Below are 18,277 nucleotides of genomic sequence, written 5' to 3' on the forward strand. Positions count from 1 at the left end.
TCCGCTCGACTTGCATGTATTAGGCACGCCGCCAGCGTTCGTCCTGAGCCAGGATCAAACTCTCCATAATAGAGAACTTAAAAAGCTCATTTTGTTTTGCTGGCATCATCATTAAATGATGTCAAAAATTGTTTTGCGTCAATCAAGCCGAAGCTTGTTGATGCTGTATGTCTTAACGTTTTGCATGTTCAGTTTTCAATGTTCATATAATGTATTTTGTCGTTTTGTTTTAGCGACCTTTGTATCTTAACATCGTTTTAACATGAATGTCAACACTTAATCATAAAATTTATTAAAACAAATTGAAAAGGTGTGTGTTTCCTTGAAAACAAAGCTCTTAATAACCATCACTTCTATACTGTTATTCTTGCTGTTACTCTTCGCGCCCAATACTTATTCTACACTTCTTCCCGTGTTCCAAGTAACCGAAAAACCAAGTGTTATATCGAAGGGAACCTATGGGAATACGGTAACTATCGACCTATCATTTGGTAGAGAGGATGTAGAAACCCTAGTAGAAGGTTTGAAAGCTCCTTATCCTCATTTTTTCATTAGCATTGAATGGATTGAGCGATCTGAGCCCATTATTAAAATTATGCAGGATAAAAAAATTCCTATTAGTCTGCTGGGTAAAGAAGGCTTGCTGTATGTAGAGGACCGGAGTCTATTTAAAAAAGAAATAGCTAGATTTGAAGCGGCTATTGGTGTGAAGCCAGATTGGTTTCGGACTTCTGATTACGAGTTCCCTGTTGAACTTCAAAAGGATGCCTGGAAGGAGGAAGTAAATCTTTTAGGCTCTACTTTAGTTTTAGGAAATTCTGTGCCTAAGCTTACGAAGGGAGATATACTTACAGTTCCGCTCCACCAAGAAGAAAGAATCGATACAATCCAGCTTGCAAAATATTTAAGATCACAACCTTTTGTTAGTATTGAACAAAATATATTTAATATGAAAATGAAAACCAAAAGTTATCCGGAATAGCGTATAGAATTCAACTATTCTTCTATAATAAAAACTGCTCCGACTAATAGTCAGAGCAGTTTTCTTATTTAACCTTTGCCGTAGCTTCTCTTCTCGCTTTTCTACGCGCTTCTAGTTTTAATCGGTCTTCATCAGATTTAGCGTTATATTTTGGCAAAGCTAATAACTGATATGCATTAACCGCTAAAATTGGGAACAACAATAAAGTAACCCAGCTATCGACGTTATCCGCATTTACCATTAAGACAGGAAGCCACTCTAATGTTGAAATTACAATCATAAAGAACAATGCAGAGATTAACACGTGTTTTTTTGTTTTATTTGCTTTAATAAGCGCCACCACTACTCCTGTTCCGATTAGAACGACTAACAAGAAAGCATATAGCCATACTTGCGAAGTAGTATCCGCGTTTGGACGGAAACGGAACATTATTAAATCAAATATGACAAATGCAATGATTAATAACTGTACCCAATTCCATAAAGTTAGGGTTCTAAATATATTTACACCCATTTGGTGAATCGTTAAATATGCGAAAAATCCCATTTGAGTAATAACACTTACGGTAAAGCCCATTACTACCATAAAAGCAAAGGCAGCAAGAAACTCACTCCATTGGCCTGCTTCAAAGTATTTAGCAAAGGCATCATCCCAACGGATAAATAGACCTAAAACTCCTGTTATTAAACCACCGATGAGCATGGAATTGATAAAAAATTTAAACCAATTTCGTATTGTCACAGCTAGGTTGCCTCCATCTACTCTATTTCATCCTTCAATTGTAACAACGATTTATCAAAAAATCTATTTCTTCATAATATCAATACATATTTCCGTACTAATTGTGAACAATAATTGAAAAGGATGGTGAGGAATCAATGAAGTATTTCGCCCTGATTTTATTAAGTATTGGGTTACTAGCAGGTTGTAGTGACTCTTCTAGTACTCCTTCATATGAAGAAAACAAAAAGATGTTAATCGATGCTTTACAGACAGAGGATGGTAAAAAAGCTATTCGAACTCTTTTAGAGGATCCTAAGTTTCAAGAAATGCTTGTAATAGACAGTGAGCAAGTAAAAAAATCAGTAGAAGAGACTATGCTCTCTAAGGAAGCGGAGGATTTCTGGAAAGAGATTTACCAAGACCCAAAATTCTCCGAGACTATGGCTAAGAGTATGAAAAAGCAGCAAGAAGATTTGATGAAAAGTATGATGAAGGATCCAGAGTATCTAAAAGACTTAGAGAACTTCTTTAGCTCAGACGAAATGAAAAAAGAATTAGAAAAAACGTTAAAATCGAGTGATATGAGGAAAGAGATGCAAAAGGTTGTTGAGGAGACTATCCAAAGCCCGGCTCTTCAAGCAAAATGGCAAAAGCTAATGGAAGAGGCAGGTTCCTCTAAAGAAGAGGGTGGCTCTAAGGAAGATGAAGGTAAAAAAGAAGAAAAATAAGGCCGCTCCTCTTGGGAAACGGCCCTTTTTTTATGCTTTTTCTATTACTTTTTCAGCTATTTCTAAGTATAGCTTCCCAGTATCATGCGTTTCGCCGTATACAGAAGGAGCAAAGTCAATGTCGTTCCAGTCAGGCTGACCTAATGGAATTTGGCCAAGAAGCTCTGTACGAAGTTCATCCGCAAGTTTTGGTCCTCCGCCTTTTCCAAAAACAAATTCCTTTTCGCCTGTAGATTTAGATTCATACCAGGACATATTTTCAATAACACCTAGAATCTCATGGTCCGTCTGTAATGCCATTGCACCTGCACGCGCTGCTACAAACGCAGCTGTAGGGTGAGGAGTGGTTACAACTATCTCTTTAGAAGCCGGTAGCATTTGGTGTATGTCTAACGCGACGTCACCAGTTCCCGGTGGTAAATCTAGTAGCAAGAAATCTAACTCTCCCCACTCTACGTCTTTAAAGAATTGGTCTAGCACTTTCCCTAGCATTGGTCCACGCCAAACTACTGGAGTATTGTTCTCTACGAAAAATCCCATGGATATTACTTTTACGCCTTTGCGTTCCACTGGAATTATTCGATCCTCTTTAATCTGTGGTACGTCTTTAACACCCATCATATCAGGCACACTGAAGCCGTAAATATCTGCATCTACTAATGCAACTTTTTTACCTAATCTTGCAAGAGCAACAGCTAAGTTTACGGACACTGTAGATTTACCTACTCCACCTTTACCCGATGCAATTGAGATGATTTTTACTTTACTGTTTGGAGAAAGAATATCTTCGCTATCGCTTTCTTTCCCTTTTCCTCTGAACTGCTCCAATACTTCTTTAGGAAGCTCCTCAAAACGAATACCTACAGTATTTGCACCAGCGTTTTTTAACACCTCAACCACTTTTGTTTGTAATTGCATCTGCTCCGCAGAATTGATCTTAGCGATTGCAAGCTTAACGCTAACATGATTCTTTTCTTCTTTTATTGAAACTTGAGAGATACCATTCGTTTCTTCAAGCGTTCTATGTAAAAACGGATCGTTTAATTCCCCAAGTAATGTACGAACTTGATTCTCATTAATCATTGTGTAGACACTCCCCTTTAGTTAACTATTCGCAATATAGTATACCATATACGAGTGTCTACCATCCCATCAACGGCTCAATAAATGCTTTCCTCTACAAATACACCAATCCCTTTGGCAATTGCATTTACCATATCGTTTTGATATTTGTCTGATGTTAGCAATTCTCTTTCCTCCGTATTGCTTATAAACCCTGTCTCTACTAATACCGCCGGGGCTTTCGCTTTCTTTAAAATGTATACTTGTTTAATAGCTAGTGCTTCTCTTTCTGTATTCCCAATGTTAGTTCTTATAGAAGATTGAATAGACTTAGCCAATAACTGGCCGCCTTCATGTCCTTCCGCATGATAGAAAACCTGTGCTCCTCTCCATCTCTCCTCTGGCACAGCATTAACGTGCATACTGATTACCATATCTGGCTCAGAGTTATTCATTATTTCCTCGCGGAGCAAAAGGTCAGCTCGTTTTCTAGCTCTTGTAGTTGGAAAATCCTCATCTGGTGAATGTTCAGCTACAGCGTCTCCTTCTTTAGTTCTTGTCATAACAACGGTTGCCCCTTGAGACTTCAATAACTTCTCTAGTTTAAGAGACATAGCTAATGTAATATCTCTTTCCACTATTTCTCCGTAACTAGCGCCGCCATCCATACCACCATGGCCTGGATCAATCACAATCTTTACCCCACTCAAAGGCTCTGGCAGGAAGAAACCAATATCACTTGCTCTCGTACTGTACGTTACAGCTAATAGAGTGACAAAAAATAAAACCCCAATTGTTAACCATTTCTTCAGATTAATCGCCCCTTTTTCACTCATTATACGTACGAGGGACAAAGAGTATGATTAGATTCTAGGCTTCATTTTAGAACTTATCCAAAACGAGGGAACAGATAAAACTGTAATAAGAGATATGATAAAAAACACGACAGCTCCAGCTCCTATGTTGTCTAAGAGTATGCCTCCCAAACTAGGGGCAATTATTCTACCTATAGACTTAACTCCGGTTAGAGCGAAGTAAGTTCCTTTCTCATGATCCTCGCACATACTGTCTATATGTATATCTACCATTGTAAATACGAGCACCTCTCCAGCAGTGAAGATTATCATTGCTCCAATCAAAACAATAATATTAGGACTTTGGCCAAATATTAATAACCCTAAGGATAACATCCCACTTCCTATCATTAGAGAAGTAGTCGTGCTAATCCGCTCACCAAGCTTATAAACAAAATATTGAATGACAAGAACCGTAATAGCATTCGTAGTGATCAACCATGCAAAATATTGTACAGCAAGCTCAGCGTCAAACGTCCTTCCAAGATATTGGCTGAAGGTCGAATCAAACTGACTGTATCCAAAGGTTACAAAAATAAGAGCTAGTACAAAAATGCTAAACGCATAATCTTTTTTAAATACATAAAATGATTGAAAAATAGATGATTTACTTGCACTAGCCACTGGCTTCACCATTGGATACTTCTTAAACAACACTAAAAATGTAATAATGTTGATTAAATAGATAAAACCTACTCCAAAGAATATATTCTCTAGTCCAAAACGCTGAAAATAGACAGAAGTAAGGGGTGCTACAGCAGCAGATATATTAATCAAGAAATATCGGATATTAAAAATTAGTCTTCTATTCTCTGGTTCCGTATAAAGACTCAACAGAACACGATAGGTCGGCTCTACAATCGATTGACTCATTCCAAGAACAATTGCAAAAATGATAAATCCTGCGTATTGATCTATAAATGGAAAATATATATAGCAGGCAAGATACCCAGCTAAACCGGTAATGATTACTTTATTTTTTGGAAACTTGTCAATATAAGGACCAATAAAAAAACTCATAATAAGACCTGAAAACGCAAGGGTGGAAAGTATAGCTCCAATTTGCACACCCGTATATTCAAACTCATTCAATAAAAATAAAGTAAGATAGGGAATAACTAAAAATGTTCCAAATCTCGCTAAGAAAATGCTCACCAAAATGGTGGAGGTAACAACATTAAATTTTTTTCTCATTTCAACCCTGCTTCTCTCTATTTTTCGTATTCATATAAGCAAACTTGCTTGTCGCCCAAGATTATTTCTTTTACTAGTCTCATACCTGTCTTCTCTGCTACCTTCCTAGATGCTAGGTTTCCCTTCTGAACAAGCGATATAAATCTATCTTCTCCTAGCTGACTCAACCCTCTTTCTAACAAAGATCTTGCCGCTTCACTTGCATAACCATTTCCCCAATGCTCTCTAGCAATCCAATAACCAACTTCTAGTTCTTCTCTACCCTCTATCACCTGTGGGACAATTCCCGCATGCCCAATAGGTACTCCATCCGTTTTACGGACGAGTAGCTTTAATCCATATTCCTTGTTTAGCTCATAATGTTGAAATATCCATTGTAAGAAATTTACCGATTCCTCCCGATTTCTTGGCTTTCCACTCCCTATAAATCTCATCATTTTCTCATCCGACAGCATCGAATATAGAAACTTAAAGTCATCCTCTGTATAAGAACGGAATATTAATCGTTCAGATGAAAACACTTCCCCACCTCCAATATGTATAATTGCTAACTTAATATACACCTTCGCAATTTATGCTACAATCACTATTTCGGCAGAAGATAAATTATTCTTAATAATTTGTTATTAAATAATAATTTCCCAGGTAATAAATTTTTCCATTGCGATAAAAAGGTAGATTGAGGTGCCGAAGACCCAATCTACCTTTTTCGTTAACCTATTTTTTTTACTAAGTAATATTGTTTACTATCCTTCGCAGGAAAATCATCCACAATCCCAATTTCTTCGTAACCAAATTTTTTATAAAAATTCGGGGCTTGAAAGCTAAAGGTATCTAATTGTATAAGCTTACAGCCATGTTCTATCGCAAATTCTTCTATCCTAGTTAGCAGCTCTTTACCGTGACCCTGCCCTCTCAATGAGTCATCCACCCATAGGAAGTCTATATGAAGGTGGTACCAAAAAATTATCCCTGTAATTCCTCCGAGAATTTTTTGATGTTCATCACGCAGTATGTAACTGATCTGTTGTTTCGGGTGCTTCACTTCTTCAGGAACATTGGCCATATTATGCTCGATAACCTTTTGTCGTATATAATCACTATCCGCCTGATTCCATTGCTTTATAATTTCCATGCCAACATTCCCCTCTCCACGTTCTTTGTTCCATTTTAACTTATATAAATTACGTAGTCTTTTTTTATAATAAAACAACTCCTTAGAAATCAAATATTACAAGATTTCACTGGAGCTATTTCACAAGCATCTGACTCCGCTGTGTTGCAGTTAGTATATAAACAATTATTTTATTTGTTTCTAATAAACTCTTAGCATTCGTCCATACCTGTCCAATACGCCAATGTTTATTTTTCCACGAAAAAACCCTCTCCCAAATTGGGAAAGGGTTGTAAATTCGATATTAACGTTTTGAGAACTGAGGTGCACGACGAGCGCCTTTAAGTCCTGGTTTTTTACGTTCTTTCATACGTGGGTCACGTGTTAAGAATCCTGCTGATTTTAAAGCTGGACGGAAATCAGGATCTACTGTAAGTAGTGCACGTGCAATACCGTGACGGATTGCTCCTGCTTGACCTGTGAATCCACCACCATTAACGTTTACATGAACATCGTAGCTACCTAAAGTTTGAGTAGTTACTAATGGTTGTTTAATGATTTCACGTAAAGTTTCGTATGGTACGTAATCTTCTACGTCACGTTTGTTGATAACGATTTTTCCTTCGCCTGGTACTAAACGTACGCGTGCTACTGAGCTTTTACGGCGACCAGTGCCGATATATTGAACTTGTGCCAAGTGTATGTCCTCCTCTTAATTATTATCCGCGAAGCTCAAATGCTTCTGGTTGTTGTGCTGCATGTGGATGTTCTGCTCCAGCGTAAACGTGAAGTTTTCCGAACATTTGACGACCTAAAGTGTTTTTAGGAAGCATTCCTTTGATCGCTAATTCGATCATTTTTGTTGGGTACTTAGTACGCATTTCTAAAGCAGTACGTTGTTTAAGTCCACCAGCAAATTGAGTGTGACGGTAGTAAATTTTGTCGTTTAACTTGTTCCCAGTTAAATGAATTTTTTCTGCATTGATAATAATCACATGATCACCAGTGTCAACATTCGGTGTGAATGTTGGTTTGTTTTTTCCACGTAAAATAGCTGCTACTTCAGAAGCAAGACGACCAAGAGTTTGGCCTTCAGCGTCGATAACTAACCATTTACGTTCTACTTCGTGACCTTTAGCCATGAATGTTGTACGCATGTATTTTGTCCTCCTAATTCAATCATAATCGATCTATAATTTTCTATATCCTCATAACAATAAGTTTCGGGGCTTATATTGTGGGGCTAATGAAAATACCATACATCATCATAACCCGCCGTCGCTTAATAGTCAAGTATTTTTCCATAAACACCTGGAAAAGTTGCTATATCATGAATACTCTACTTTTTCTAGGTATAAACCGTGTGCTGGAGCGGTTTTCCCAGCTTTTTTTCTATCGCAAGATTGAAGAATTCCCGGTAGCTCGTCTACATTTTTTTTTCCTATTGCCACTTCCCATAAAGTGCCTGCAATAATTCGGACCATATTATATAAAAAACCACTGCCGTTAATCACCATATGCAGCTGATTAGATTCTTCCTTCCATTCAAATTCTATCGATCGTACCGTTCGAATAAAATCTTTCACACTAGTTTTAGATGCACAGAAGCTTGAAAAATCATGCGTTCCTAAAAGGTGAACAGAAGCTTCCTTCATCAATTCTACGTTAGGCTTATATCTATCTACATGGACCGTATAGTTACGCTCAAAGGGACTTTGAATCTCTTCAAGCGACCATTTATAACGATACGTTTTACCCGCTGCATGGTATCTAGCATGAAAGTCGGCAGCCACTTCTTCTACGAAAAGTATTCGGATATCCTTTGGGAGTTGAACATTTAAAGCAGTTCTCCAGCTGTCCATAGATAAAGTAAAGGGACTATCAAAATGGATTACCTGCCCTGTAGCATGAACCCCAGCATCCGTTCGTCCACTTGCTACTACCTTTACTAGCTCTCCTTTATGGATTGTTTGTAGAACTCGTTCAAGCTCTAACTGTACGGTTCTTTTTCCCGGTTGGATTTGATAACCCGAAAATTGACTCCCGTCATAGCTTATTACAGCTCTTAAACGCATACGGTTACCTCCATTTACTGTCTAAAATAAACAAGGATAGCAGCCAGTAGGACAAGAACGACTAAAATTGACGTATCCTTCTTCCTCCACTCAAGCTTGCGATATCTTGTCCTTCCTTCTCCACCTTTATAGCCGCGAACCTCCATAGCTGTTGCTAAATCTTCTGCTCGCTTAAATGCACTCACAAATAGTGGAATGAGCAGCGGTACAATAGCATTCATGCGCTGCTTCATACTTCCCGACGTCATATCCGACCCCCTTGCCATCTGTGCTTTCATAATCTTGTCAGTTTCATCCATAAGAGTTGGGATGAACCTTAAAGAGATTGACATCATAAGCGCTAATTCATGCACTGGGAGCTTCCATTTCTTTAGGGGATTCAGAAGTATCTCTAAAGCATCTGTAATCGATATAGGGGTTGTAGTGAGCGTTAGAATGGACGTTAGTATAACAAGGACGAAGAAACGAATAGATATAAATATCCCTTGCTTCAAGCCTTCTTCATAAATCTTTATAAACTTCCATTCAAAAATAATAGCTCCCTCTCGGGTAAATATCATGTGCAGCAGGAACGTAAAGATAATTAGAAAAACGACTGGCTTTAATCCGTTGATTAAAAAGTATAATCTAATTTTGGACATACGAATGATTAAAAAAGTAAATAACACTAATATCCCATATGTAATCCAGTTATTTGCGATGAAAACTACGGCAATAAAAAGAAAAACAAAGATTAGTTTAGCTCGAGCATCTAAACGATGGATAAACGAATCTCCCGGAATATATCTTCCAAAAATCATTTTTTCTAACATTCATCCTCACACCCTTCCTTTAACAGGTGTGCCAATTCTTTCGCTAACACTTCCTCCGTTAAGCAGAGGTTCGGTAGCCTTTTACCCATCATTTGTTCTAGCTTCCGCTGAAACTTTACTGTTTGAGGTAGCTCTAAACGGTAGTCCTTTAATTGAGTTTCATTTTGAAATATTTCTTCTGGAGTTCCTTGAACTACACATTTCCCTTTATGCATAATTGCTATTTGATCTGCATATCTAGCTGCATCCTCCATGCTGTGCGTCACGAGGATGGTCGTGAGCCCCGTCTCTTGATGGATTTGATAGAAGAGGTCCATAATCTCTTTCCGGCCTCTAGGATCAAGTCCTGCAGTAGGCTCGTCTAACACAAGGACATCTGGGTTCATCGCCAGAACCCCCGCTATAGCAACTCGTCTCATTTGGCCTCCTGATAGATCAAATGGAGACTTATCCATGACTTCATCTGGTAGACCTAATAGTCGAATTAATTCGATGGCCCGAGCTTTGGCTTCTGCCTCTGATACTCCGTAATTCATAGGCCCAAACATAATATCTTTCAGAACAGTCTCATCGAATAATTGATGCTCTGGAAATTGAAAAACAATGCCTACCCTTTGTCTGACTGAGCGTAGCTGCTTATTTTTCTTATCTGCCTTCACTTCTACGTTTCCTATTTTAACTGTGCCATCCGTAGGCTTTAACAATGCATTCAAGTGCTGTAATACAGTGGATTTGCCCGACCCTGTATGCCCTATAATTGCTTGATAAGAGCCAGATGAAATATGCATGTTTACGCTAAACAGGGCTCTCTTTTCAAAGGGCGTATCTTTAGCATAAGCGTAGCTTACTTGTTGAAGTATGATGTCCATAAATCATTCACCAACTCTTCTTCTGTCATATGTTCTGCAGTTAGGGATATCCCTTCAGCTTTTAGGAGCTTGGACATTTTCATGGCGAAAGGTAAATCTAAGCCTAAATCCACCAATTCTTGACCACGTTCAAAAATCCCTTTAGGAGTATCCTCCACATACTTTTCTCCTTGATTCATCATTATTACTCTATCCGCAAGCAATGTTTCCTCTAAATCATGGGTGATAGAGATAACAGTTAAATCTGTTTCTTCTCTTAACTGTCTGACAGTCGTTAACACCTCTTCCTTTCCTTGCGGGTCTAACATAGAGGTTGCTTCGTCTAACAGTAAGATTCGAGGTTGCATCGCAATAGCGCCTGCTATCGCCACTCTTTGCTTCTGACCGCCGGATAGATGATGAGGTTCGCTATTCATAAAATCTTGCATATTGACCTTTGCTAGCGAATGTCTAACTCGTTCTACCATTTCCTCAAAGGGGATTCCGTTATTCTCAAGGGCAAATGCTACATCATCCTGAACAGTAGCCCCGACGAATTGGTTATCGGGATTTTGAAAAACCATCCCCATTTTCGATCTTGTTTCCCAAAGATTGTCTTGTGACAAGGAGTCACCAAAAACACGTACTGTTCCCTCCTGAGGAAATAGAAGACCAGTCATTAGTCGGGCTAACGTCGATTTACCAGAACCATTATGACCTACAATGGCGACCCATTCACCTTCCTTAATAGAAAATGACACATTATGTATAGCTGGCCGTATAATAGACTCCTCTTCAGCATATGTAAAGGTTACATTCTGTAAGGATATAATTTCTTTTTTCAACCACTTAACCTCCCTTAACTAAACTCTGCTCGGCTTAACTCTATCCTAACAAATTTTATGGACAAATTAAAAAAGCGCGCACCTCATTTGGAGAAATGCGCTCTTCTATAACTTATTTCTTGACTGGTTGCTCAAGACCAGTCAGAAAATGAGGTGCGTAGAGCTAGACGAGACGCCACTAATGAAAGTCCGCTCATCATAACACTCTGCTTTTATAATGTCGTATAAATCTGTTTGAAAAAAGAAGAGGGTGGTAGCAACACCAACATCCCTCTTCAGCTTTGGATTTTAATTTAGCAATCGATCAAACGACTGATCCATTAAATTAAACTAACTCAATTACTACAACTGGTGCTCCGTCTCCGCGACGAGGTCCAACTTTCATAATACGAGTGTAACCGCCTTGGCGATCTGCATAACGTGGTGCAACATCATCAAACAATTTTTGCAAAGCAAAAGTTGTTGATTCTTCGCCTTCTTCGTTTGTAGTAGTAACTACTTCACGACGAATGTAAGCAGCTGCTTGACGACGAGCATGCAAGTCTCCGCGTTTACCTAAAGTGATCATTTTTTCAACAACAGAACGTAATTCTTTTGCACGTGCTTCAGTTGTTTGAAGACGCTCATGAATAATTAGGTCAGTCGTTAAGTCACGTAACATCGCTTTACGTTGAGAACTTGTACGTCCAAGTTTTCTGTAACCCATGGATGTTTCCCTCCTTTGGTGAATATTCATATCTAGCTATATCAAAATTCGCTTAGTCTTCTTTACGTAATCCTAAGCCAAGCTCATCTAACTTAGCTCTTACTTCTTCTAAAGATTTACGTCCAAGGTTTCTTACTTTCATCATGTCGTCTTCTGACTTGCTAGCTAGCTCAAGTACTGTATTAATACCTGCGCGCTTCAAGCAGTTATAAGAACGAACAGAAAGATCAAGTTCTTCAATAGTCATCTCTAAAACTTTTTCTTTTTGATCTTCTTCTTTTTCAACCATGATTTCAGCAGTTTGTGCCTCATCTGTCATCCCTACAAAAATGTTCAAGTGCTCTGTTAGTATTTTTGCTCCAAGAGAAATCGCCTCTTTTGGACCGGTGCTGCCATCTGTCCACACATCAAGAGTTAATTTATCGTAGTTAGACATTTGTCCAACACGAGTGTTTTCCACTTGAAAATTAACGCGTGAAACTGGAGTATAAATAGAGTCGATCGGGATTACGCCGATAGGAAGATCCTCACGTTTGTTTTGATCAGCAGGAGTGTAGCCACGGCCTCTCCCTGCGTACATACGCATACGGAAATGACCATTTTTGCCGATTGTAGCAATATAAAGTTCAGGATTTAAAATCTCCACATCGCTGTCATGAGTAATGTCAGCTGCTGTAATCGTTCCTTCTCCTTTAACATCTATCTCTATGACTTTTTCTTCATCAGAGTAGATTTTAAGAGCTAGCTTTTTCACATTCATAATAATAGATGCTACATCTTCCACTACGCCTTCAATAGTTGAAAACTCGTGTAAAACGCCATCGATTTGAATAGAAGTAACTGCAGCTCCTGGTAAAGAAGACAGAAGGATACGACGTAAAGAATTACCCAAAGTATTTCCATAGCCACGTTCAAGCGGTTCTACAACAAATTTACCAAATTTGGCACTTTCGCTGATTTCTACACTTTCAATCTTTGGTTTTTCAATTTCGATCATTCCAATTTACCCTCCCTCAAAACATCGAATGTATAGGTTCTTTCCATCATGAATTCGATCGTTTAACTGATTGCTGTGTTGCACAACCTCAGTCTGTACAATAAATGATGTTCTCAAACATATTGAGGATCACCTATTAAACGCGACGACGTTTTGGTGGACGGCAACCATTATGTGGTACTGGTGTTACGTCTTTAATTGCTGTAACTTCTAGACCTGCAGCTTGTAGTGCGCGGATTGCCGCTTCACGACCAGCACCAGGACCTTTAACAGTTACTTCTAAAGTTTTTAAACCATGTTCCATTGAAGTTTTAGCAGCAGTTTCAGCAGCCATTTGTGCAGCGAATGGAGTAGATTTACGAGAACCTCTGAATCCAAGAGCTCCAGCACTTGACCAAGAAATTGCATTACCTTGCATGTCTGTTATAGTCACAATAGTGTTGTTAAATGTTGAGCGAATGTGAGCAATACCGGATTCGATATTCTTTTTCACACGACGCTTACGTGTTTGTTGTTTACGTGCCATGTTAAGAAGAAACCTCCTTTACCGATTATTTTTTCTTGTTAGCTACTGTTTTACGTGGACCTTTACGAGTACGAGCATTGTTCTTCGTGTTTTGTCCGCGTACTGGTAAGCCGCGACGATGACGGATTCCTCGGAATGAACCGATTTCCATCAGACGTTTAATGTTTAGTGATACTTCACGACGAAGGTCACCTTCTACTTTGTATACACCGATTTGTTCACGGATTTTGTTAAGCTCGTCTTCAGTTAAATCACGAACGCGAGTCTCTTCTGAGATCCCAGCTTCCGCTAATACTTTTTGTGACGTAGTTTTACCAATTCCGAAAATATATGTTAATGCAATAACAACGCGTTTATCGCGTGGAATGTCAACACCAGCAATACGTGCCATATGTGTCGTGCACCTCCTTCTTATTATCCTTGTCTTTGTTTGTGTTTAGGATTTTCACAGATTACCATTACTTTACCGCGTCGGCGAATTACTTTACATTTTTCGCAGATCGGCTTCACAGATGGTCTCACTTTCATCTAACCCAACCTCCTTAGTAGTCCGGAGTGCAAAAGATTTATTTAAAACGGTACGTGATACGACCGCGAGTTAAATCGTAAGGAGAAAGTTCAATTGTGACTTTATCTCCAGGTAAAATGCGGATAAAGTGCATACGAATTTTACCCGATACATGCGCAAGTATCGTATGACCGTTTTCTAATTCTACCTTAAACATCGCGTTTGGCAAAGTCTCAACAACTGTTCCTTCGACTTCAATTACATCATCTTTCGCCATCAACCCTGTCTCCCTTCTATATACAAATCAGGTTCTCAACAATAATCAAACGTAATTTGCTGTAGTATAGCCTCAAAATAAACGAAACTATTCGTTTTAAGCATATGTTTGGAAATCATGAGAGATGTTCGAAAGACACTCGTAAGGTTTCGTTTAACGCAATCCACCGAGTAGACTGACTGGTAGAAACCTGTCTCCCTCATGTCAACATGTTCGTACGAATGTGTTGGATGAGTTCCATAGTACCCGTTCGATTAATGCTTTCCACGAAACCCATTATACCCTTTCAGAAATCAAAATGCACGTGGACTAGGGGGTCCTCGCTGTTAACACATTTTAAAATCATCCAGTTCGTATACCGGGCGCAATATGCTTTTGCAGCTCTCGAAAAAAACGTTTACGTTCTTTGCATACTACCCGGATATTCAGTCGTCTGCGACGGGCACCGGGCTTTAGATGCGGTTGCCCTGTAACAGAGCATCGATGTCAGCAAATACTACTTTAATATCCTGCTGGCCATCTAAATTACTTAAAACACCTTTGTTCTCATAAAAATCAAGCAAAGGTTGTGTTTGCTTCATATTTACTTCCAGACGGTTCGTCACCGTTTCGGGATTATCGTCCGCACGTTGATAAAGCTCTCCTCCATCTTTGTCACAAACACCCTCCTTAGCAGGTGGGTTGAACAGTAGATGATAAGCAGTGCCGCATTCTTTACAAATACGACGACCTGTTAGACGTTTAATCAATTCTTCTTGTTCTACTTGAATATTAAGCACATGCTCAATAGATTTCCCTAGATCCGAAAGTAAAGCATCTAATGCTTCAGCTTGAGGAACCGTACGCGGGAAGCCATCTAATAGGAATCCTTGATCGCAATCTGGTTTACTTAATCTTTCACGAACAATACCAATCGTAACTTCATCGGGTACTAATGCACCTTGATCCATAAACGATTTTGCTTTTAAACCAAGCTCCGTGCCTTCTTTAATAGCTGCACGAAACATGTCGCCTGTAGAAATATGAGGGATTGCGTACTTCTCAACAATTTTATCTGCTTGAGTGCCTTTACCAGCACCAGGCAGACCCATTAAAACGATATTCATACGAAAATGCCCCCCAGGACTATTTGTTGATTTTTAGGAACTCTTATCGTTCCTAAAAACCTACATTATTTCATAAAGCCTTTATAGTGACGTTTAACTAATTGGGATTCTAATTGTTTCATTGTTTCAAGGGCTACCCCAACAATGATAAGCAGACTTGTTCCGCCAATTTGTATCGATTGTGGTAAACCAGCAAACTTTACAAATAATAGAGGCATAATAGAGATTACTGCTAAGAAAATAGCTCCAACAAAAGTTAAACGGTATAAAACGCTCGTTAAGTAATCTTGTGTGTTTATTCCTGGACGAATCCCTGGAATATATGCACCTTGCTTTTTCAAGTTATCTGCTACATTTTCCGGATTCACCTGAATGAATGCGTAGAAATAAGTAAAGGCAGCTATCAAAGCAACATAGATGATCATACCAACTGGCTGTGTGTAATCTAGCGTGTTTCTAATAAATTCTGTTGTTTTGTTTTCACCAAAGAACAAAATGATAGACTGCGGAGCCATAAGGAACGCAGATGCAAAGATTACTGGGATAACTCCCGCAGCGTTAACTTTTAAAGGTAAATGTGTTTGTTGGCCTCCAGTTTGTGAAGAACCAGCAACACGTTTTGCATATTGAATAGGAATTTTACGCAACGCTTGTTGAATATAAATAACTCCTACTGTAACAGCAATGATTGCCAATAAAAGCAAGATGATAATCACGATGTTGATGAATAATGCATCACCAGCATCTTGGATTTGTTGAGCATACAATTGGTTAACTCCGTTAGGGATAGCAGCAACAATACCTGCAAAGATAATGACAGAAATACCATTACCAACGCCTGAAGCAGTGATTTGTTCACCTAACCACATTAAAAATGCAGTACCGGCAGTTAATACAACCGCAATAGTTAGATACGTTAGAATACCATCGTCTTTTATCAAAGAACCACTATACATTTGGTTGAAACCGTATGACATGGCGATCGCTTGGATAAAAGCTAACACAATTGTGAAGTATCGAGTAAATTGAGCAAGTTTCCGTCTTCCGACTTCCCCTTGTTTTGCCCACTCAGTAAACTTCGGAACAACGTCCATTTGTAACAACTGAACGATAATTGATGCTGTAATGTATGGCATGATACCCATTGCTAAAATAGAAAAGTTAGCAAGAGCTCCACCACCGAATGTATTTAAGAAACCGATTAAACCTAGTTCATCTGTTTGCTTTAATACATCTGCATTAACGTGAGGTACTGGAACAAATGTCCCAATACGAAACACGATTAGCATTAATAATGTAAAAATGATTTTATTTCGAATATCTCTCACACGCATAAAGTTGGAGATTGTCTGAAACATTAAACCACCTCTGTTTGTCCGCCAGCATTCTCGATTGCTTCTTTTGCTGTTGCAGAGAATTTGTGAGCTTTTACTGATAGTTTCTTCTCAAGAGTTCCATTACCTAAGATCTTAATACCAGACTTTTCGTTACTCACAACACCTGTTTCTATTAATAGAGCAGGTGTAACTTCTGTGCCTTCTTCGAAACGATTTAATGTGTCAAGGTTTACAATTGCATATTCTTTACGGTTGATGTTAGTAAATCCACGTTTTGGTAAACGACGGAATAAAGGGTTTTGACCCCCTTCAAATCCTGGACGTACTCCTCCGCCTGAACGAGAATTTTGACCTTTATGACCTCTACCTGCAGTTTTACCGTTACCAGAACCGATACCACGACCTACGCGGTTACGTGTAGAACGAGATCCTTCTGCTGGTTTTAACTCATGAAGTTTCATATGGTGGCACCTCCTTATTCTTAAAATAAACCTTAAATTTCTTTCAAAGTTACTAAGTGAGCTACTTTGCCAACCATTCCGCGGATAGCGGCGTTGTCTTGGTGCTCAACTGTTTGATGAAGTTTACGTAATCCAAGAGCTTCTGCTGTTTTGCGTTGATTTGGTTTAGTACCAATCAAGCTTTTAGTAAGGGTGATTTCTAATTTAGTTGCCATTGTAATTTCCCCCCTTATCCTAACAGTTCTTCTACTGATTTACCACGTAATTTAGCAACGTCCTCAGCACGTTTTAGTTGATTTAAACCTTGTACTGTAGCACGAACCATGTTAATTGGTGTGTTAGATCCAAGTGATTTCGATAGAATATCAGTAATACCAGCTAACTCAAGAACCGCACGAACTGGTCCTCCAGCGATAACTCCAGTACCTGGTGCTGCTGGTTTAACTAGAATAGATCCAGCTCCAAAGCGACCAATTACTTGGTGAGGAGTAGTTCCGCCAACTCTTGGTACTTTGATTAGATTTTTCTTCGCATCTTCAACTGCTTTACGGATAGCATCAGGAACCTCTTGAGCTTTCCCAGTACCAAATCCTACATGTCCGTTTTTGTCTCCAACTACTACTAATGCAGTAAAGCGGAAACGACGTCCACCTTTTACAACTTTAGCAACACGATTAATTGTTACTACGCGTTCTTCAAGTTCAAGTTTGTTTGGGTCAATACCACGCATGAAATATGTCCCTCCTTCTTCTTAAAATTCTAAGCCGTTTTCACGTGCAGCTTCAGCTAACGCTTTAACACGTCCATGATATAAGTAACCGCCACGGTCGAATACAACAGATTTAATGTTCTTTTCAGTAGCGCGTTTAGCGATTGTTTCACCGATCAATTTAGCAGCTTCAACGTTTCCAGCTGTTCCATTGAAATCTTTGTCCATAGTTGACGCACTTACGATTGTTACACCTTGTGTATCATCGATAAGTTGAGCGTATAAGTGTTTATTAGAACGGAATACATTTAAACGAGGACGTTCAGTAGTACCCGTGATTTTTGTGCGAACACGTGCATGACGTTTCTTACGAACTTGATTTTTGTCTTGTTTCGTAATCACAGTAGTCACT

At 38.9% G+C, this 18,277-nt stretch carries 26 protein-coding genes and 1 rRNA gene; 2 read left to right on the plus strand and 25 right to left on the minus strand.

Annotation, left to right across the window (positions count from 1 at the left end; all coding sequences use genetic code 11):
• Positions 1 to 70 (minus strand): 16S ribosomal RNA (locus M3627_RS10740); the annotation flags it as partial.
• 252 nt (positions 71 to 322) lie between these two features.
• Between M3627_RS10740 and M3627_RS10745 the strand changes: the two genes are divergently transcribed.
• Positions 323 to 982, plus strand: coding sequence for a polysaccharide deacetylase family protein (locus M3627_RS10745; RefSeq protein ID WP_251555622.1), 660 nt, complete (start codon positions 323 to 325; stop codon positions 980 to 982).
• A gap of 64 nt (positions 983 to 1,046) precedes the next feature.
• Here the strand turns inward: M3627_RS10745 and M3627_RS10750 are convergent, their stop codons facing one another.
• Positions 1,047 to 1,724, minus strand: coding sequence for a KinB-signaling pathway activation protein (locus M3627_RS10750; protein ID WP_251555623.1), 678 nt, complete (start codon positions 1,722 to 1,724; stop codon positions 1,047 to 1,049).
• A gap of 137 nt (positions 1,725 to 1,861) precedes the next feature.
• On the opposite strand from M3627_RS10750, the gene gerD reads away from it, so the two are divergent.
• Entirely contained in the window at positions 1,862 to 2,434 is a 573-nt protein-coding gene (gene gerD / locus M3627_RS10755) for a spore germination lipoprotein GerD (RefSeq protein ID WP_251555624.1), read from the plus strand.
• A gap of 30 nt (positions 2,435 to 2,464) precedes the next feature.
• Here gerD and M3627_RS10760 read toward each other — a convergent pair whose 3' ends face one another.
• The 23 genes from M3627_RS10760 to rplR form a co-directional block, all read right to left on the minus strand.
• Positions 2,465 to 3,517, minus strand: coding sequence for an Mrp/NBP35 family ATP-binding protein (locus tag M3627_RS10760; RefSeq protein ID WP_169359341.1), 1,053 nt, complete (start codon positions 3,515 to 3,517; stop codon positions 2,465 to 2,467).
• 77 nt (positions 3,518 to 3,594) lie between these two features.
• Positions 3,595 to 4,308 (minus strand): N-acetylmuramoyl-L-alanine amidase, encoded by a 714-nt coding sequence (locus M3627_RS10765; protein WP_251555654.1) that lies wholly within the window; start codon positions 4,306 to 4,308, stop codon positions 3,595 to 3,597.
• Between the two features lie 51 nt (positions 4,309 to 4,359).
• Positions 4,360 to 5,544, minus strand: coding sequence for an MFS transporter (locus tag M3627_RS10770; RefSeq protein WP_251555625.1), 1,185 nt, complete (start codon positions 5,542 to 5,544; stop codon positions 4,360 to 4,362).
• Between the two features lie 17 nt (positions 5,545 to 5,561).
• Positions 5,562 to 6,065 (minus strand): GNAT family N-acetyltransferase, encoded by a 504-nt coding sequence (locus M3627_RS10775; protein WP_251555626.1) that lies wholly within the window; start codon positions 6,063 to 6,065, stop codon positions 5,562 to 5,564.
• A 191-nt stretch (positions 6,066 to 6,256) separates the two neighbouring features.
• Positions 6,257 to 6,679, minus strand: coding sequence for a GNAT family N-acetyltransferase (locus tag M3627_RS10780; RefSeq protein ID WP_169359343.1), 423 nt, complete (start codon positions 6,677 to 6,679; stop codon positions 6,257 to 6,259).
• A 283-nt stretch (positions 6,680 to 6,962) separates the two neighbouring features.
• The gene (gene rpsI, locus M3627_RS10785; protein WP_144512714.1) at positions 6,963 to 7,355 is read right to left on the minus strand and encodes a 30S ribosomal protein S9; all 393 of its coding nucleotides are present in this window, start codon (positions 7,353 to 7,355) and stop codon (positions 6,963 to 6,965) included.
• 22 nt (positions 7,356 to 7,377) lie between these two features.
• A complete protein-coding gene (gene rplM, locus M3627_RS10790) occupies positions 7,378 to 7,815 on the minus strand; it encodes a 50S ribosomal protein L13 (RefSeq protein ID WP_151112062.1) in 438 nt (145 codons plus the stop codon).
• A 171-nt stretch (positions 7,816 to 7,986) separates the two neighbouring features.
• Positions 7,987 to 8,733: a tRNA pseudouridine(38-40) synthase TruA gene (gene truA, locus M3627_RS10795; RefSeq protein WP_169359344.1), complete on the minus strand. Its 747-nt coding sequence runs from the start codon at positions 8,731 to 8,733 to the stop codon at positions 7,987 to 7,989.
• Between the two features lie 14 nt (positions 8,734 to 8,747).
• Positions 8,748 to 9,545, minus strand: a complete 798-nt coding sequence (locus M3627_RS10800; RefSeq protein ID WP_169359345.1) for an energy-coupling factor transporter transmembrane component T family protein — start codon at positions 9,543 to 9,545, stop codon at positions 8,748 to 8,750.
• Positions 9,539 to 10,414 (minus strand): energy-coupling factor ABC transporter ATP-binding protein, encoded by an 876-nt coding sequence (locus tag M3627_RS10805; RefSeq protein WP_169359346.1) that lies wholly within the window; start codon positions 10,412 to 10,414, stop codon positions 9,539 to 9,541. Before M3627_RS10805 ends, M3627_RS10800 begins: the two co-directional genes overlap by 7 nt.
• Positions 10,390 to 11,238 (minus strand): energy-coupling factor ABC transporter ATP-binding protein, encoded by an 849-nt coding sequence (locus tag M3627_RS10810; protein ID WP_251555627.1) that lies wholly within the window; start codon positions 11,236 to 11,238, stop codon positions 10,390 to 10,392. Before M3627_RS10810 ends, M3627_RS10805 begins: the two co-directional genes overlap by 25 nt.
• Before the next feature lie 325 nt (positions 11,239 to 11,563).
• Positions 11,564 to 11,944, minus strand: a complete 381-nt coding sequence (gene rplQ, locus M3627_RS10815) for a 50S ribosomal protein L17 (protein WP_169359348.1) — start codon at positions 11,942 to 11,944, stop codon at positions 11,564 to 11,566.
• A 52-nt stretch (positions 11,945 to 11,996) separates the two neighbouring features.
• A complete protein-coding gene (locus tag M3627_RS10820) occupies positions 11,997 to 12,941 on the minus strand; it encodes a DNA-directed RNA polymerase subunit alpha (protein WP_169359349.1) in 945 nt (314 codons plus the stop codon).
• Positions 12,942 to 13,077: 136 nt separating this feature from the next.
• Positions 13,078 to 13,467, minus strand: a complete 390-nt coding sequence (gene rpsK, locus M3627_RS10825; protein ID WP_169359350.1) for a 30S ribosomal protein S11 — start codon at positions 13,465 to 13,467, stop codon at positions 13,078 to 13,080.
• Between the two features lie 25 nt (positions 13,468 to 13,492).
• The gene (gene rpsM, locus M3627_RS10830) at positions 13,493 to 13,858 is read right to left on the minus strand and encodes a 30S ribosomal protein S13 (protein WP_090567879.1); all 366 of its coding nucleotides are present in this window, start codon (positions 13,856 to 13,858) and stop codon (positions 13,493 to 13,495) included.
• 23 nt (positions 13,859 to 13,881) lie between these two features.
• Positions 13,882 to 13,995, minus strand: a complete 114-nt coding sequence (gene rpmJ, locus M3627_RS10835) for a 50S ribosomal protein L36 (protein WP_003247619.1) — start codon at positions 13,993 to 13,995, stop codon at positions 13,882 to 13,884.
• Positions 13,996 to 14,033: 38 nt separating this feature from the next.
• Entirely contained in the window at positions 14,034 to 14,252 is a 219-nt protein-coding gene (gene infA, locus M3627_RS10840) for a translation initiation factor IF-1 (protein ID WP_016429904.1), read from the minus strand.
• 452 nt (positions 14,253 to 14,704) lie between these two features.
• Positions 14,705 to 15,358, minus strand: coding sequence for an adenylate kinase (locus M3627_RS10845; RefSeq protein ID WP_169359351.1), 654 nt, complete (start codon positions 15,356 to 15,358; stop codon positions 14,705 to 14,707).
• A gap of 65 nt (positions 15,359 to 15,423) precedes the next feature.
• Positions 15,424 to 16,716 carry a preprotein translocase subunit SecY gene (gene secY, locus M3627_RS10850; RefSeq protein WP_169359352.1) on the minus strand — a complete coding sequence of 431 codons (1,293 nt, stop codon included), beginning with the start codon at positions 16,714 to 16,716 and terminating at the stop codon, positions 15,424 to 15,426.
• A complete protein-coding gene (gene rplO / locus M3627_RS10855) occupies positions 16,716 to 17,156 on the minus strand; it encodes a 50S ribosomal protein L15 (protein ID WP_169359353.1) in 441 nt (146 codons plus the stop codon). Before rplO ends, secY begins: the two co-directional genes overlap by 1 nt.
• A 32-nt stretch (positions 17,157 to 17,188) precedes the next feature.
• Positions 17,189 to 17,371, minus strand: a complete 183-nt coding sequence (rpmD, locus tag M3627_RS10860) for a 50S ribosomal protein L30 (protein ID WP_142538201.1) — start codon at positions 17,369 to 17,371, stop codon at positions 17,189 to 17,191.
• Between the two features lie 14 nt (positions 17,372 to 17,385).
• Positions 17,386 to 17,886: a 30S ribosomal protein S5 gene (gene rpsE, locus M3627_RS10865; RefSeq protein WP_251555628.1), complete on the minus strand. Its 501-nt coding sequence runs from the start codon at positions 17,884 to 17,886 to the stop codon at positions 17,386 to 17,388.
• Between the two features lie 21 nt (positions 17,887 to 17,907).
• Complete coding sequence (gene rplR / locus M3627_RS10870; RefSeq protein WP_169359354.1) at positions 17,908 to 18,267, minus strand: 50S ribosomal protein L18; 360 nt, start codon at positions 18,265 to 18,267, stop codon at positions 17,908 to 17,910.
• Positions 18,268 to 18,277 lie beyond the last annotated feature (10 nt).

Source organism: Psychrobacillus sp. MER TA 171 (genome assembly GCF_023713305.1).
Lineage (GTDB): Bacteria > Bacillota > Bacilli > Bacillales_A > Planococcaceae > Psychrobacillus.

Excerpts from the sequence above, each read along its gene's own strand:
- gerD (WP_251555624.1), top strand. The coding sequence starts at position 1,862 with ATGAAGTATTTCGCCCTGATTTTATTAAGTATTGGGTTACTAGCAGGT.
- M3627_RS10760 (WP_169359341.1), bottom strand. The coding sequence starts at position 3,517 with ATGATTAATGAGAATCAAGTTCGTACATTACTTGGGGAATTAAACGAT.
- M3627_RS10770 (WP_251555625.1), bottom strand. The coding sequence starts at position 5,544 with ATGAGAAAAAAATTTAATGTTGTTACCTCCACCATTTTGGTGAGCATT.
- M3627_RS10780 (WP_169359343.1), bottom strand. The coding sequence starts at position 6,679 with ATGGAAATTATAAAGCAATGGAATCAGGCGGATAGTGATTATATACGA.
- rplM (WP_151112062.1), bottom strand. The coding sequence starts at position 7,815 with ATGCGTACAACATTCATGGCTAAAGGTCACGAAGTAGAACGTAAATGG.
- truA (WP_169359344.1), bottom strand. The coding sequence starts at position 8,733 with ATGCGTTTAAGAGCTGTAATAAGCTATGACGGGAGTCAATTTTCGGGT.
- M3627_RS10800 (WP_169359345.1), bottom strand. The coding sequence starts at position 9,545 with ATGTTAGAAAAAATGATTTTTGGAAGATATATTCCGGGAGATTCGTTT.
- M3627_RS10805 (WP_169359346.1), bottom strand. The coding sequence starts at position 10,414 with ATGGACATCATACTTCAACAAGTAAGCTACGCTTATGCTAAAGATACG.
- rplQ (WP_169359348.1), bottom strand. The coding sequence starts at position 11,944 with ATGGGTTACAGAAAACTTGGACGTACAAGTTCTCAACGTAAAGCGATG.
- M3627_RS10820 (WP_169359349.1), bottom strand. The coding sequence starts at position 12,941 with ATGATCGAAATTGAAAAACCAAAGATTGAAAGTGTAGAAATCAGCGAA.
- rpsK (WP_169359350.1), bottom strand. The coding sequence starts at position 13,467 with ATGGCACGTAAACAACAAACACGTAAGCGTCGTGTGAAAAAGAATATC.
- rpsM (WP_090567879.1), bottom strand. The coding sequence starts at position 13,858 with ATGGCACGTATTGCTGGTGTTGACATTCCACGCGATAAACGCGTTGTT.
- rpmJ (WP_003247619.1), bottom strand. The coding sequence starts at position 13,995 with ATGAAAGTGAGACCATCTGTGAAGCCGATCTGCGAAAAATGTAAAGTA.
- infA (WP_016429904.1), bottom strand. The coding sequence starts at position 14,252 with ATGGCGAAAGATGATGTAATTGAAGTCGAAGGAACAGTTGTTGAGACT.
- M3627_RS10845 (WP_169359351.1), bottom strand. The coding sequence starts at position 15,358 with ATGAATATCGTTTTAATGGGTCTGCCTGGTGCTGGTAAAGGCACTCAA.
- secY (WP_169359352.1), bottom strand. The coding sequence starts at position 16,716 with ATGTTTCAGACAATCTCCAACTTTATGCGTGTGAGAGATATTCGAAAT.
- rplO (WP_169359353.1), bottom strand. The coding sequence starts at position 17,156 with ATGAAACTTCATGAGTTAAAACCAGCAGAAGGATCTCGTTCTACACGT.
- rpmD (WP_142538201.1), bottom strand. The coding sequence starts at position 17,371 with ATGGCAACTAAATTAGAAATCACCCTTACTAAAAGCTTGATTGGTACT.
- rpsE (WP_251555628.1), bottom strand. The coding sequence starts at position 17,886 with ATGCGTGGTATTGACCCAAACAAACTTGAACTTGAAGAACGCGTAGTA.